Below are 12,415 nucleotides of genomic sequence, written 5' to 3' on the forward strand. Positions count from 1 at the left end.
AAATTTCCAATTGTAAGTTATTTTATCAAATATAGGGATCTGAAATAAATTCAATTGCTTTCCTATTATAAATCCATTAGCCTTTTACTTTTTAAAATAGTTCTGATAATTGCTGATTTAATCGATTCATCCATTCAACCATTTTTTTTTGTTCGACTGATTCTTCTATTATAATAGTCTTTTCCATATCATATTTTTGTTGATAGAGTTTCACCCAAATTGAAGGGATTGTAATGACTTCTTCTATAAATGGATACAATAAAATAACGTGCAAATTAACTTCTTCATTTATTAGTAGAAAAAGCGATGGATTGTGAATCGCTACTTGTTCTTCTATTATTTTCTTGACTGTTTCGACTGTTTGATTTTCTTCTAAAGGTTTTAAATGAGTTGGGATAATCTGACGCTCTTCATCGAACCAAGTGATTTTAATTATTTCCGAACACTCTTTAGCGATTAAACCTTCAATTAAAGTGGCTTTAATAAGTCCATTCACAAAGGGATTTGACAACATTATTTTAGCAGCTTGTATATAGATATCTTTTGGAACCAACTTTAACTCCTGCATTAGGGCTGCTTGTTCTGAATATGCTTTGTCTCCAATCGAAAAAGATTGTTTTAAAATAAGTTTATGTTTTTTTTCTTCTTGTAAACGTTTATTTTCTGCTTCTTCTAGACAGTTCTTTGCCAGTGTTTCCCAAACCTCAAGATTTTTAGGTTTTCCGATTTTATGTTGCTCTTTTGTAATGATATTAGTAGCTTCTTCAAAATAGTGTGCTTTGATTAAAATGGAGGTATAAAAGGCATACAGTTTCTCTTCAGTTTGATAAAAGGTTAATTTTTCTTCTGCAATTTCTTTTGCTTCTTGATAAGAACCAATTTGATAAAGGGCTGTTGTATAAAAAGTATTAATTTTATCTTCTTTTTTTAGCTGATAGGCTTTAGCAAAGTATGGAATCGCTTCTTCCATATTGCCAATTTTAAAATAGCTCATCGCTTTTTTTAAATACAAATCATAATTCTTTGGGAAATCAATTTTTTCTCCCATCTTATTCACAACCATTCTTATTAAAATTCAACTTGTTCTATCTTACCTTAACATACGCATTTTTTAAAGGAATACTTGTTTTTTTGTTTCACAGTTATTTACAAATTTTGAATTTGTGATATGATGAGCTAAATGGTAATGAGAATCACTATCAATTAATTAGTGTATTTGCCACTTAAAATTTAGATAAATGAGGTTTTAACTATGAATGTTCATTCAATTCAATTAAACCAACCGATTCCAATTTATGATTTATCAAAATTAGATGCCTTAACGAAACGACGCCTAAAAGAAGTTGGAATTTATGAAGGTTCAGTGATTTTCGTTAAACGACGCTATCCATTTCATGGCCCTTGTACGATTGAAAGTGATGGTCAACATGTTGGCATTCGCAGACGCACCTTAGAACTGCTCTTAGGAGATGGCAATCAATGAAAATTGCCCTTTTCGGAAATCCAAATACTGGCAAAACCACAGTTTTTAATCATTTAACTGACTCCTACGCTTATGTGGGCAACTGGAGCGGGGTTACGGTTGAAAAAAAAATTGGGAAAATCAATCATTCTTTCGTGTCGATTATTGACTTACCTGGTGTTTATTCTTTAAATCCTTTAACGAAAGACGAAGCAGTTGCTACTCATTTTTTATTATATGAATCTTTTGATCAAACGCTGAATATTTTAAATGCAGCACAGTTAAAACGCAACCTCTTGCTCACTATCGAACTTTTAGAATATGGAAAACCAACGGTACTTGTTTTAAACATGATGGATATTGTTAAAAAACAAGATATGGAATTAAATCCAACCGTTTTAGCTAATGAACTACATGCTACTATTTTTCAAACCGATGCTCGAACAAATAAAGGGATGGCTGAATTAAAATCATTTCTTATTGGTGAACCTTCATCTACTACTTCTCCATCATTTTATTTAGATTATGGAGAACCTGTTGAAGCAATCATTCGTAAAGGTCAAGATTTATTAACTACTATTTATCAACATGAAGCGATTTTTGCACGATGGATGATGATTCAATTCCTAGCTGGCAATAATATGATTGAAAAATTTATTGCTACGAATCACTACGAAGGTTTATTGTCTTTGAAAAAAGATCCTCAGGCGTTGGAAGATGCTGTCTACGCTGTTCGTTTAGAATTCATAGAAGAATTACTAAAAAAAGCAACTTTAAAAGAGGCAAATCAAAAAACAACTTCGTTGACTAAAAAAATCGATCACCTAACTACCCATCCAATTTGGGGAATGCCGTTATTTTTAATGATTTTTTATTTCATGTTTAAGTTAACCTTTGATTGGATTGGTGGTCCGCTTTCTGACTTATTCGATGCTTTTTTAAGTGGCCCATTTTCTTCAAATGTTAGTCTTTTTCTAACATGGATTGGAGCAAATGAGTTAATCCATTCTTTAATAATTGATGGATTAATTGCAGGAGTTGGTGGTGTTTTAGTCTTTATGCCTCAAATATTTGTTTTATTTGCTTGCATTTCCTTTTTAGAAGATTCTGGTTATATGGCTAGAGCTGCTTTAGTAATGGATCGTTTGATGGAATCTGTGGGACTAAATGGAAAAGCTTTTATCCCTTTATTGATTGGTTTTGGCTGTAATGTTCCTGGAATTATGGCCGCTCGAACAATTGAACAACCTAAAGAACGTTTAATCACAACTTTGATTTCTCCTTTTATGAGCTGTTCGGCTCGATTGCCTATTTATAGTTTATTTATTGCAGCATTTTTTGAAAAAAATCAGGCTTTAATTGTTTTATCGCTCTATGTATTAGGTATACTAGTTGCAATTATTTTAGCAAAATTCTATTCCCTAATTTTTAAGACCACTGATTCGTCAATTTTCATTGTCGATTTACCAGAATACAATTTGCCAAAGTTATCAATTCTATGGCGTGGGACTTGGGATAAAGGAAAAGGCTTTGTAAAAAAAGCCGGAACCGTTATTTTTGGTGGAACTGTTTTAATTTGGTCCCTTAGTTACTTTAACTTCAGTGGAGTAGCTTCTTCTATCGAAACTAGCTTTATGGCAGCGATAGGCTCCTTTTTAGCTCCCTTCTTTGCTCCACTCGGTTTTTACAGTTGGCAAGCTGTCAGCGCAATTATTACCGGTATTTTAGCAAAAGAAGTAGTTGGCTCGACAATGTTGATTCTCTTTCATGTTGGTGGCGAAACTGCTTTAATCGGTCAACTTTCAAGTGTTTTTACACCTCTTCAAGCCTATAGCTTTTTGGTTTTTGTCTTACTTTACATCCCTTGTTTTGCTGTATTAGGGGCTATTAGGGCTGAAACAGGTTCTTGGTTTTGGTCATTTTACTCTGCACTATCAAGCTTTATAATTGCCTATGGTGTTTCTTTTATGATTTACCAAACAGGAATGCTCTTCCATTTTTAAATAAAGGAGTGAACCTCATGACTATTTATTCATTTTTATTAAATTGGACGATTGGTATTCTTATTTTTGGTTGGGCTATCTATCAACTTACTAAACTCTTTAAGAATTCTAAAAAGGGAAAATGTGGTGGCTGTGATTCTAGCTGTGAAGCAAAAGCATTAATGGAAGCCGCTAAAAAAAGAAATGGTTAATTTATTCCATTTTTCGGGTTTTTTTTAACAAAATAGATTTTTTTATCTACTATCATTCCGCTATCTTTGATGGTAAAATTAATAAGCTACGTCTTATTTTATTAAGTTGCTTTAGGGGGATAAGGATGAATCAAGGAAATGTGAATGAATTAACTGAAGCTGAAGAAAAAGAACTACAAAGTATCTCAAATTTAATTTTTGTAGAAACCATTGCTTGTGGATTTTATGAGTTGAAAAAAATTGAGATTACCTTACCTCATGATATTCCAAGAGGACGAATTTATACAAGAGAAAAAATTGGAGAATTGCTTTTAAGTAAAAATAGATTCTCGATCTTAATTGAAACCAATGATGGAAAATACTTATACCAATCTTCTACGGTTGTAATTCCAGAAGTTACACCTCATCACTAAAAAAAGTTGTCGCAATGAATTGCGACAACTTTTTTTAGTATTTTCTAAAGCGTTTGTAGCGATCTTCAACTAATTCTTCTGGCGTAAGTTTTCCTAATTGTTGGAGAGCAAGTATTAATTCATTTTTCAGATTTTGCATAATGGTTTCTTGAGCTAATAGAACTTTTTGATCTGTTTCTTCAATCATTTTATCAATCACATCAAGTCCTAATAAATCACGAGCTGTTAGTTTCATCAGTTCTGCTGCTTCCTTAGAACGTGAGGCATCTTTCCACAAAATGGATGAAAAACCTTCTGGAGATAAAATGGAATACATGGTATGTTCCATCATCCAAACCTGATTTCCCATTGCAAGTGCTAATGCGCCACCACTACCACCTTCACCAATAATAATGGCAATAATAGGGACCTTTAATTGGCTCATTTCCATCAAGTTTCGTGCGATGGCTTCACCTTGACCGCGCTCTTCTGCTTCAACGCCGCAATAAGCACCAGCTGTATTAATAAAGGTTACCACCGGGCGACCAAATTTTTCAGCTTGTTTCATTAAGCGTAATGCTTTTCGGTACCCTTCTGGATGAGGGGAACCAAAATTACGCATCATATTTTCTTCTAAATTATGCCCTTTTTGAATTCCAATAACTGTAATTGGTTGATTTTGCAAGGTAGCAATTCCACCAACAACTGCTTTATCGTCTCGATAAGAACGATCACCATGGAATTCAATAAAGTCATTAAACAAGAAATTCATGTATTCTAACGCTGTTAAACGCGTTGTTTTTCTAGCTAAGGCTACGATTTCGCTTGCAGTCATCAATTGTTTCCACCTGCCTTCGCGAGTTTTGGGGCATGAAGAGTTAAAATCAATCCTAGCGTCGTCTTTAATTCAGGACGTGGCACAATTTTATCAATAAAGCCATGTTCTAATAATGACTCTGCTCGTTGGAAATCTTCTGGCAACTCTTCGTTAATGGTTTGTTCAATGACTCTTCTTCCAGCAAATCCAATCAATGCTTGTGGCTCAGCTAAGATAATATCTCCTTGCATGGCAAAACTTGCTGAAACTCCTCCTGTTGTAGGATCTGTTAGTACTGCGACGTACAACAAGCCTGCTTCACTATGTTTTGCAACTGCTGCACTAATTTTCGCCATTTGCATTAAGGAGAGAATCCCTTCTTGCATTCTAGCACCGCCTGAAGCAGTGAAAATAACTACTGGCAATTGAAGTTCTGTTGCTTTTTCAAAAGCACGAGTGATTTTTTCGCCAACAACTGTTCCCATACTGCCCATAATAAACCGAGCGTCCATTACAGCCAATACACATGCTTGCTTGTTGATAGTAGCTCTTCCAGTGACAACAGCTTCATCTAAACCTGTTTCTTCCTGTAAACGTTCAATTTTTTCTGAATAGGCTGGAAATTCCATTGGATTGGTGTTCGCTAATCCTTTGTCCCACTCTTCAAAACTATTTTCGTCCACAATCAATCCAATGCGCTCAAAAGCATCAATTCTAAAATTATAACCGCAATTTGGGCAAATTTGTTCTTTCCCTAAATCTTTGTTATAAATGGCTTTTTTACAGCTTGGACATTGTGCCCACATTCCATCTGGCACCATCGGTTCATCCAACTGAGTTTGTTTTTGAGGTTTGATATCGATTGGAATAAAAGGTCTTTTTTTAAACAGTTTCATTTTTTCACCTCTTTAGATTCCAGTACATAGAATTAATTCGTTTGTTGCTGCTCCCACTCATCAAGAAAAATGTCTTGTAGGAAACTTGTATCATACGCGCCTTCAACGAATCGTTGATCCGCTAGTAAATCTTCTTGGAAATATTGATTCGTAATAATGCCATCAATCACTAATTCGCCTAATGCACGTTTCATTTTCGCAATTGCTTCTGCTCGATTTTCACCTTTTGTAATAATTTTAGCAATCATTGCATCGTAATAAGGTGGAATTTCGTAACCAGCAAAAACAGCACTGTCTACACGTAAACCTAGTCCACCACTTGGTAAAAATAAATAATCAATTTTCCCTGGAGATGGTGCAAAATGAAAGGCTGGATTTTCAGCATTGATTCGGCATTCAATCGTGTGTCCAGTTATTGTGACTTCCTCTTGTTGAATTTCTAGAGGTAAACCACTGGCAATTTTTAATTGTTCTTTAACAATATCAATTCCGGTTGCCATTTCAGTAACAGGATGCTCTACTTGAATTCGTGTATTCATTTCCATAAAATAGAATTTTCCATCTTGATCCAGTAGAAATTCAATAGTCCCAGCATTTTGGTAATTTACGTATTTTGCAGCTCTTACAGCTGTTTCTCCAAGTAATTGTCGCTGTTCTTCACTGATTGCAACAGATGGAGATTCTTCGATTACTTTTTGATTGTTACGCTGCAAAGAACAATCACGTTCACCAAGGTGAATCACATGACCAAAATGATCGCCAAGAATTTGAACCTCGATGTGTCTGGCATGTTCGATAATTTTTTCAAGATACATTCGATCATCACCAAATGCGGCTTTCGCTTCACTGCTTGCACTGTTAAATGCAGGTGAAAGCTCATCAGCATTTGCCACTTTTCGAATCCCTTTTCCGCCTCCGCCAGCTGCAGCCTTTAACATAACTGGATAACCTAACTTTTCAGCCAATTCTTCAGCATCTTTGGCATCTGTGATAAAACCATCACTACCTGGAATTACTGGAACATTCGCTGCTTGCATTAAGGTTCTTGCATTGGCTTTATTTCCCATTTGATCAATGGTCTCGGCTTTTGGACCGATAAAGGTAATGTTGCATTCTTGACACATAGTAGCGAAAATACTATTTTCTGACAAAAAGCCAAACCCAGGATGAATTGCCTGGGCTTTTGTAACAACAGCAGCACTTAATATACTTTGCATATTTAAATAAGAGTCTGTTGCTTTAGCGGGACCGATACAAATGGCTTCATCCGCTAGTTGCATATGAAGGGCATCTTTATCTGCTTCTGAGTAAACCGCAACGGTTGCAATACCTAATTCTCGGCAGGCGCGAATGATACGTACCGCAATCTCGCCACGATTTGCTACTAAAATTTTATTAAACATAGGCTTATCTACCAATGATAAAGGTTAATTCAGCTTCACAAACTTTTTTACCGTCTACATATGCGACTGCTTTTCCAATACCTGCGTATTCTTTTAATTTAATGATGTCTACATGTAATTTTAAAACGTCACCAGGAACCACTTTTTTACGGAATTTTACTTTGTTCATTCCACCTAAGTAGGCTGTTTCTCCCTTAAAACGATCTAGTTTCAATAATGGAATTGAACCTGCTTGTGCTAATGCTTCTAAAATTAAAACACCTGGCATTGTTGGGTTTCCAGGGAAGTGTCCTTGGAAAAATTCTTCGTTGATTGTAACGTTTTTAGTTGCAACAACGTGCTCTCCTGGGATTAACTCATCCACATAGTCGATAAAATAAATTGGGTAACGGTTTGGGATTAACTCCATAATTTCAGTTGCGTTTAAAATGCTCATTTAATTGCCTCCTAAGATTTTCTTATACGATTCTAAATAAGGGTTGGTTGTATTCAACGACTTGTTCGTTTTCAATTAGAACTTCTGCAATGGTACCTGCAGTATCGCTGGTAATTTCATTCATTAGTTTCATTGCTTCTACAATACATAAGGTTTCTCCAACAGCTACCGTATCCCCAACTTTTTTAAAGGCTGGTTGATCAGGTGAAGGTGTCAAATAAACAACGCCAACAATTGGTGAAGGAATCAGTGTTCCACCTAGTTCTACTGCTTCTGGTTTGGATTCAATCGTTGTTGTATTAGACTGTGTCGCTTCTTTAGCTATTTCATTAATTTTTGCTTCTACAACAGGACTCGCTGTTAATGATTCAACATGGTTTGGTTTTGGCGTATCGTTTTTACTCATATGCAAAACGGTATTATCAATTTGCAAATCAAATTCCGTTAAATCTGATTCGTTGACAAGAGCCAATAGTTCTTTTACTTCAGAAATATTCATTTAAGCTTCCTCCCACTTTTTAAAGCAGACAACAGCGTTATGTCCGCCAAAACCTAGCGAGTTGCTTAACGCATATTTAGCTGACTCCACCTTGCGTCCTACATTTGGAATGTAGTCTAAGTCGCAGGCTTCATCCGCTTCTTTAAAGCCAATTGTTGGCGGTAAAAAGTCATTTTCCAATGCTTTCACACAGGCAATTCCTTCAACAGCTCCTGCTGCACCCAACAAATGTCCAATCATACTTTTCGTACTTGAAATTGGAACGTTGTGGGCTTCTTCACCCATTGCGTATTTGATGGCTGTTGTTTCAGCGCTGTCATTTGCTGGCGTACTTGTACCATGAGCATTGATGTAATCCACGTCTTTTGGTTCAATTCCAGCTTCTTTCATCGCTTGAATCATTGCTTTACCAGCTCCGCTTCCATCAACAGATGGGCTTGTCATATGACCAGCGTCACATGTTGATCCATAGCCGACGACTTCGCCATAAATTTTTGCTCCACGATCTAACGCATGTTGTAATTCTTCTAATACAAGAACGCCCGCGCCTTCTCCCATTACAAAACCGTTACGCTCTTTATCGAATGGAATCGAACCGCGTTCAGGATCTGTTGATTTACTTAAAGCTGTTAAAGCGCCAAATCCAGCAATTCCAATTTCACAAATCGTCGCTTCTGTTCCGCCGGCTAAAATCACATCAGAATATCCGTGTTTAATTGAACGAAAAGCTTCGCCAATTGAATTGGTTCCTGATGCACAAGCTGTTACGATTGAGGTACAAAGACCTTTTGCTCCAACACGTATTGCAATATTTCCTGCTGCCATATTTCCAATCACCATTGGGACAAAGAACGGAGCAACACGTTGTGGACCACGATCGTGCATTTTGATCACTTGTTCTTGAATGGTATTCATCCCACCAATTCCTGAGCTAACAATAACACCAAAGCGATCGACATCTATTTTTTCTGTATCTAAGCCACTATTTTCCATTGCTTGGACTGCTGCTGCTATTCCGTATTGTGAAAATAGATCTGTACGTTTAGTTTCTTTTTTTGGCATATAAACCGTCGCATCAAAATCTTTTAATTCTGCTGCTAACGTTACGCCAGTTTCTGAAGCATCAAATCTCGTAATTTCGGTAACACCGTTTTTTCCAGCTTTTAAACTTTCCCAAAATGCATCCACTGAATTTCCAATAGGCGTGACTGCACCCATTCCTGTAATCACTACACGATTCATCTTCTTTATGCCCCTTTCATTAACCGTTCATCACCATGCCACCATCGATATTGATGACTTGTCCTGTGATATATTTATTTTCACTTAGGAAAACGGCTGCTTTTGCAACATCTTCAACAGTTCCAAAACGATTTAATGGAATTTGTTGTTTTGATAATTCTTTTACTTTATCGGATAGTTCATCTGTCATATCCGTTTCAATAAAACCTGGAGCAATCGCATTGACTGTAATTCCTCTAGCCGCTAATTCTCTGGCAGCTGATTTTGTTAAACCAATAACACCAGCTTTACTTGCTGCATAATTGGCTTGACCTGCGTTTCCAATTTGACCAATGACACTTGATAGGTTAATAATTGTTCCGCTTCGTTGTTTTAGCATCACGCTTGAAGCATGACGAATTGTATTAAACGTTCCTTTTAAATTGACGTTTAAAATTGAATCAAAATCATCTTCTGACATCCGCATTAATAATTTATCATTTGTAATTCCTGCATTATTGACCAGAATATCTACACTGCCAAAAACTTCCTTCGTTTCATCAATCAATTGTTTAGCAGAATCAAAATCACTAACATCTCCGATGAAGCAATGACATTTCACACCTTCTGCTTCAATTTCTTGAACTACTGTGTCAGCAATTGGTTTGCGTCCATTTAATACAATATTGCAGCCTTTTTTTGCAAATTCAAGTGCAATTGCTTTTCCAATTCCTCTTGAACTTCCTGTTACAATCACTGCTTTGTCTTTTAAAGTCATGTACTCATTCCTTTCAATGTTTCAATCGTTTTGTCTAACGTTTTTTGATTTTCAACATTTAAAATTGTTACATTTCGATTAATTTTTTTAATAAAGCTGCTTAAGGCTTTTCCAGGTCCAACTTCGATAAAAGTGTCCACGCCCATGTCAATCATTGTATTAACGCTATCTTCCCATAAAACTGGCGACATCACTTGTCTTGTCAGGAGTGGTTTTACATCTGCTTTATCAGTAATTATTTTTGCTGTCGTATTGCTGATAACCGGTAAGTTTAATTCATGAAATTCAATTGCTTCCAGTTCATTTGCTAATTCCATCGCTGCTGGTTTTAATAGAGCTGTATGAAATGGTCCACTTACTTGCAGAGGGATGATTCGTTTCGCTCCTTTTTCTTCTAGCAATAGAGTCGCTTTAGCGACAGCTTCTTTTAATCCTGCAATGACGATTTGGCCAGGCATATTGTAATTCGCTGGAGAGACGACACCGATATCACTGGCTGCTATACATGCTTCTTCTATGGTGTTTCGATCTAATCCCATTACAGCACTCATAGCTCCATCTCCTGCTGGAACGGCTTCAGTCATAAATTGTCCACGCTTTTTCACTAATTGAACAGCTGTTGTAAAATCTAAAACACCTGCTTTTACTAAAGCGCTGTACTCTCCTAAGCTCAAACCAGCCACTACTTCAGGTACTACGCCATGCTCTTTAAGAAGGGCATCAATTGCCATGCTCACTGTTAAAATAGCAGGTTGTGTATAAGTTGTTTGATTTAATTGTTCATTTTCATCAAAACACAGAGAAGTCATATCCATTTTTAGCGCATCACTTGCATGCTGAAAAACATCTCTTACAACTTGATTATTTTCATAGAGTTCTTGGCCCATCCCTTGATACTGTGCTCCTTGACCACTATATACAAAAGCGATTTTCATGTTGTTTGACTCCTTTTATCTAGTGCCGTTATTTTTTCTTAAAAGTTGTCCCTATTAGTAAAACAAGCCTTTAAATAAAGGCTCATTTTAAGAATAATTGATTCACTAAAATGAATTTAAATAAAGGCTTTTTTTTGTTGTTCGATCACTGTTTGAGATTCAGACATTAGTTCTTGAATGATTTCTTCACAGCTTTGTTCAGTTTTTACAAGTCCAGCAATTTGACCTGACATCATTGACCCCGCATCCATATCTCCATCGATAACAGCACGTCTTAAGGCACCTTTACCAATCGCTTCTAAACGCTCAAAATCGGGTTGATCTTTACTGGTCTCTTCTTTTTCAGCTTTATCATATAGACGCGTTAGTTTATTACGGATTGTACGGACAGGATGTCCAGTAATTTGACCCGTAACCGTGGTGTCGATATCTCTAGCTTTTAAAACGGCATTTTTAAAGTTTTGGTGGATCGTGCATTCATGGGCAACGAGGAATCTTGTTCCAAGCTGAACAGCTGAGGCTCCTAACATAAAGGCTGCTGCCATTCCACGACCATCTCCGATTCCACCTGCTGCAATCACAGGAATTGAAACAGCATCCACTACTTGAGGAACCATGACCATCGTTGTTAATTTTCCAATATGTCCACCGGCTTCCATTCCCTCAACAATAATTGCATCCGCACCGTCTTTTTCCATTCGTCTAGCTAATGCTACCGAAGCAACGACAGGAATAACAATAATGCCATGTTCACGGAACTTTTTCATGTATTTCCCTGGACTTCCAGCGCCTGTGGTAACCACTTTAACGCCTTCCTCACAGACAGCATTCACCACTGCCTCCACATGTGGAGAAAGCAACATAATATTTACTCCAAAAGGTTGATCTGTTTTTTCTTTCGCCTGCCTGATCTGTTCACGAACCACTTCTTCAGGTGCATGTCCTGAGGCAATAATCCCCAATCCACCAGCGTTAGAAACAGCACTTGCAAGTTCTGCATTTGCTACCCACGCCATTGCTCCTTGAATGATTGGATACTTGATTCCAAGTTTTTCGCATAATTCTGATTGCATGCAGGTTTCCTACTTTCTATTCTCTAGTTTATTTATTTTTTAATTCAGCTTCTACAAAGTTAACGATATCTTGAACTGTGTTTAAGCCTTCTTCTGATTCGATTTTGATGTCAAATTCGTCTTCGATGTCGTTGATGATTTGGAATAAGTCTAAACTATCTGCTTCTAAATCTTCACGGAAGTTTGTTGTTAATTGTACCTCTTCTTCTTCTTTACCTAATTGGTCTACAATAATTGCTTGAATTTTTTCGAATGTCATAATAATTTCCTCCAGTATGTTTGGTTTAATTTTTTGTACTTATTTTTTAT

The 12,415-nt window shown here is 36.5% G+C and carries 15 protein-coding genes; 4 read left to right on the forward strand and 11 right to left on the reverse strand.

The window, feature by feature from the left end; all coding sequences use genetic code 11:
* Nucleotides 1-91: 91 nt before the first annotated feature.
* Complete coding sequence (locus tag AC07SW_RS10165) at nucleotides 92-1,048, reverse strand: tetratricopeptide repeat protein (protein WP_135023233.1); 957 nt, start codon at nucleotides 1,046-1,048, stop codon at nucleotides 92-94.
* A gap of 204 nt (nucleotides 1,049-1,252) precedes the next feature.
* On the opposite strand from AC07SW_RS10165, the gene AC07SW_RS10170 reads away from it, so the two are divergent.
* The 4 genes from AC07SW_RS10170 to AC07SW_RS10185 all read left to right on the forward strand — a co-directional run bounded on the left by AC07SW_RS10170 (nucleotide 1,253) and on the right by AC07SW_RS10185 (nucleotide 4,069).
* Nucleotides 1,253-1,483: a FeoA family protein gene (locus tag AC07SW_RS10170; protein ID WP_135023234.1), complete on the forward strand. Its 231-nt coding sequence runs from the start codon at nucleotides 1,253-1,255 to the stop codon at nucleotides 1,481-1,483.
* Nucleotides 1,480-3,465 (forward strand): ferrous iron transport protein B, encoded by a 1,986-nt coding sequence (feoB, locus tag AC07SW_RS10175; RefSeq protein WP_494632818.1) that lies wholly within the window; start codon nucleotides 1,480-1,482, stop codon nucleotides 3,463-3,465. The genes AC07SW_RS10170 and feoB overlap by 4 nt, the downstream gene beginning before the upstream one ends.
* 17 nt (nucleotides 3,466-3,482) lie before the next feature.
* On the forward strand, nucleotides 3,483-3,656 hold the full coding sequence (locus AC07SW_RS10180; protein ID WP_119907916.1) for a FeoB-associated Cys-rich membrane protein: 174 nt from the start codon (nucleotides 3,483-3,485) through the stop codon (nucleotides 3,654-3,656).
* A 125-nt stretch (nucleotides 3,657-3,781) separates the two neighbouring features.
* Nucleotides 3,782-4,069 (forward strand): hypothetical protein, encoded by a 288-nt coding sequence (locus AC07SW_RS10185; protein ID WP_034570205.1) that lies wholly within the window; start codon nucleotides 3,782-3,784, stop codon nucleotides 4,067-4,069.
* A 34-nt stretch (nucleotides 4,070-4,103) separates the two neighbouring features.
* On the opposite strand, the gene AC07SW_RS10190 is transcribed toward AC07SW_RS10185, so the two are convergent.
* From AC07SW_RS10190 to AC07SW_RS10235, 10 genes are all read right to left on the reverse strand, one after another.
* Nucleotides 4,104-4,886: an acetyl-CoA carboxylase carboxyl transferase subunit alpha gene (locus tag AC07SW_RS10190; RefSeq protein ID WP_115588668.1), complete on the reverse strand. Its 783-nt coding sequence runs from the start codon at nucleotides 4,884-4,886 to the stop codon at nucleotides 4,104-4,106.
* Nucleotides 4,883-5,761: an acetyl-CoA carboxylase, carboxyltransferase subunit beta gene (gene accD / locus AC07SW_RS10195; protein ID WP_494632820.1), complete on the reverse strand. Its 879-nt coding sequence runs from the start codon at nucleotides 5,759-5,761 to the stop codon at nucleotides 4,883-4,885. Before accD ends, AC07SW_RS10190 begins: the two co-directional genes overlap by 4 nt.
* 32 nt (nucleotides 5,762-5,793) lie before the next feature.
* Nucleotides 5,794-7,164 carry an acetyl-CoA carboxylase biotin carboxylase subunit gene (locus tag AC07SW_RS10200; protein WP_034570215.1) on the reverse strand — a complete coding sequence of 457 codons (1,371 nt, stop codon included), beginning with the start codon at nucleotides 7,162-7,164 and terminating at the stop codon, nucleotides 5,794-5,796.
* A 4-nt stretch (nucleotides 7,165-7,168) separates the two neighbouring features.
* Complete coding sequence (gene fabZ, locus AC07SW_RS10205; protein WP_034570218.1) at nucleotides 7,169-7,600, reverse strand: 3-hydroxyacyl-ACP dehydratase FabZ; 432 nt, start codon at nucleotides 7,598-7,600, stop codon at nucleotides 7,169-7,171.
* A 22-nt stretch (nucleotides 7,601-7,622) separates the two neighbouring features.
* Nucleotides 7,623-8,099 carry an acetyl-CoA carboxylase biotin carboxyl carrier protein gene (gene accB / locus AC07SW_RS10210; protein ID WP_034570221.1) on the reverse strand — a complete coding sequence of 159 codons (477 nt, stop codon included), beginning with the start codon at nucleotides 8,097-8,099 and terminating at the stop codon, nucleotides 7,623-7,625.
* Nucleotides 8,100-9,341, reverse strand: coding sequence for a beta-ketoacyl-ACP synthase II (fabF, locus tag AC07SW_RS10215; protein WP_034570223.1), 1,242 nt, complete (start codon nucleotides 9,339-9,341; stop codon nucleotides 8,100-8,102).
* A 19-nt stretch (nucleotides 9,342-9,360) separates the two neighbouring features.
* Complete coding sequence (gene fabG, locus AC07SW_RS10220) at nucleotides 9,361-10,098, reverse strand: 3-oxoacyl-[acyl-carrier-protein] reductase (protein WP_119907913.1); 738 nt, start codon at nucleotides 10,096-10,098, stop codon at nucleotides 9,361-9,363.
* On the reverse strand, nucleotides 10,095-11,033 hold the full coding sequence (fabD, locus tag AC07SW_RS10225; RefSeq protein WP_034570228.1) for an ACP S-malonyltransferase: 939 nt from the start codon (nucleotides 11,031-11,033) through the stop codon (nucleotides 10,095-10,097). Before fabD ends, fabG begins: the two co-directional genes overlap by 4 nt.
* A gap of 116 nt (nucleotides 11,034-11,149) precedes the next feature.
* The gene (fabK, locus tag AC07SW_RS10230) at nucleotides 11,150-12,106 is read right to left on the reverse strand and encodes an enoyl-[acyl-carrier-protein] reductase FabK (RefSeq protein WP_034570230.1); all 957 of its coding nucleotides are present in this window, start codon (nucleotides 12,104-12,106) and stop codon (nucleotides 11,150-11,152) included.
* 28 nt (nucleotides 12,107-12,134) lie between these two features.
* Nucleotides 12,135-12,365, reverse strand: coding sequence for an acyl carrier protein (locus tag AC07SW_RS10235; RefSeq protein WP_034570233.1), 231 nt, complete (start codon nucleotides 12,363-12,365; stop codon nucleotides 12,135-12,137).
* Nucleotides 12,366-12,415 lie beyond the last annotated feature (50 nt).

Source organism: Carnobacterium sp. GW821-FHT04C06 (assembly GCF_059420345.1).

Bases quoted from the DNA above. Each gene is read 5' to 3' on its own strand.
- AC07SW_RS10165 (WP_135023233.1), bottom strand. From the start codon at position 1,048: ATGGGAGAAAAAATTGATTTCCCAAAGAATTATGATTTGTATTTAAAA.
- AC07SW_RS10170 (WP_135023234.1), top strand. From the start codon at position 1,253: ATGAATGTTCATTCAATTCAATTAAACCAACCGATTCCAATTTATGAT.
- feoB (WP_494632818.1), top strand. From the start codon at position 1,480: ATGAAAATTGCCCTTTTCGGAAATCCAAATACTGGCAAAACCACAGTT.
- AC07SW_RS10180 (WP_119907916.1), top strand. From the start codon at position 3,483: ATGACTATTTATTCATTTTTATTAAATTGGACGATTGGTATTCTTATT.
- AC07SW_RS10185 (WP_034570205.1), top strand. From the start codon at position 3,782: ATGAATCAAGGAAATGTGAATGAATTAACTGAAGCTGAAGAAAAAGAA.
- accD (WP_494632820.1), bottom strand. From the start codon at position 5,761: ATGAAACTGTTTAAAAAAAGACCTTTTATTCCAATCGATATCAAACCT.
- AC07SW_RS10200 (WP_034570215.1), bottom strand. From the start codon at position 7,164: ATGTTTAATAAAATTTTAGTAGCAAATCGTGGCGAGATTGCGGTACGT.
- fabZ (WP_034570218.1), bottom strand. From the start codon at position 7,600: ATGAGCATTTTAAACGCAACTGAAATTATGGAGTTAATCCCAAACCGT.
- accB (WP_034570221.1), bottom strand. From the start codon at position 8,099: ATGAATATTTCTGAAGTAAAAGAACTATTGGCTCTTGTCAACGAATCA.
- fabF (WP_034570223.1), bottom strand. From the start codon at position 9,341: ATGAATCGTGTAGTGATTACAGGAATGGGTGCAGTCACGCCTATTGGA.
- fabG (WP_119907913.1), bottom strand. From the start codon at position 10,098: ATGACTTTAAAAGACAAAGCAGTGATTGTAACAGGAAGTTCAAGAGGA.
- fabD (WP_034570228.1), bottom strand. From the start codon at position 11,033: ATGAAAATCGCTTTTGTATATAGTGGTCAAGGAGCACAGTATCAAGGG.
- fabK (WP_034570230.1), bottom strand. From the start codon at position 12,106: ATGCAATCAGAATTATGCGAAAAACTTGGAATCAAGTATCCAATCATT.
- AC07SW_RS10235 (WP_034570233.1), bottom strand. From the start codon at position 12,365: ATGACATTCGAAAAAATTCAAGCAATTATTGTAGACCAATTAGGTAAA.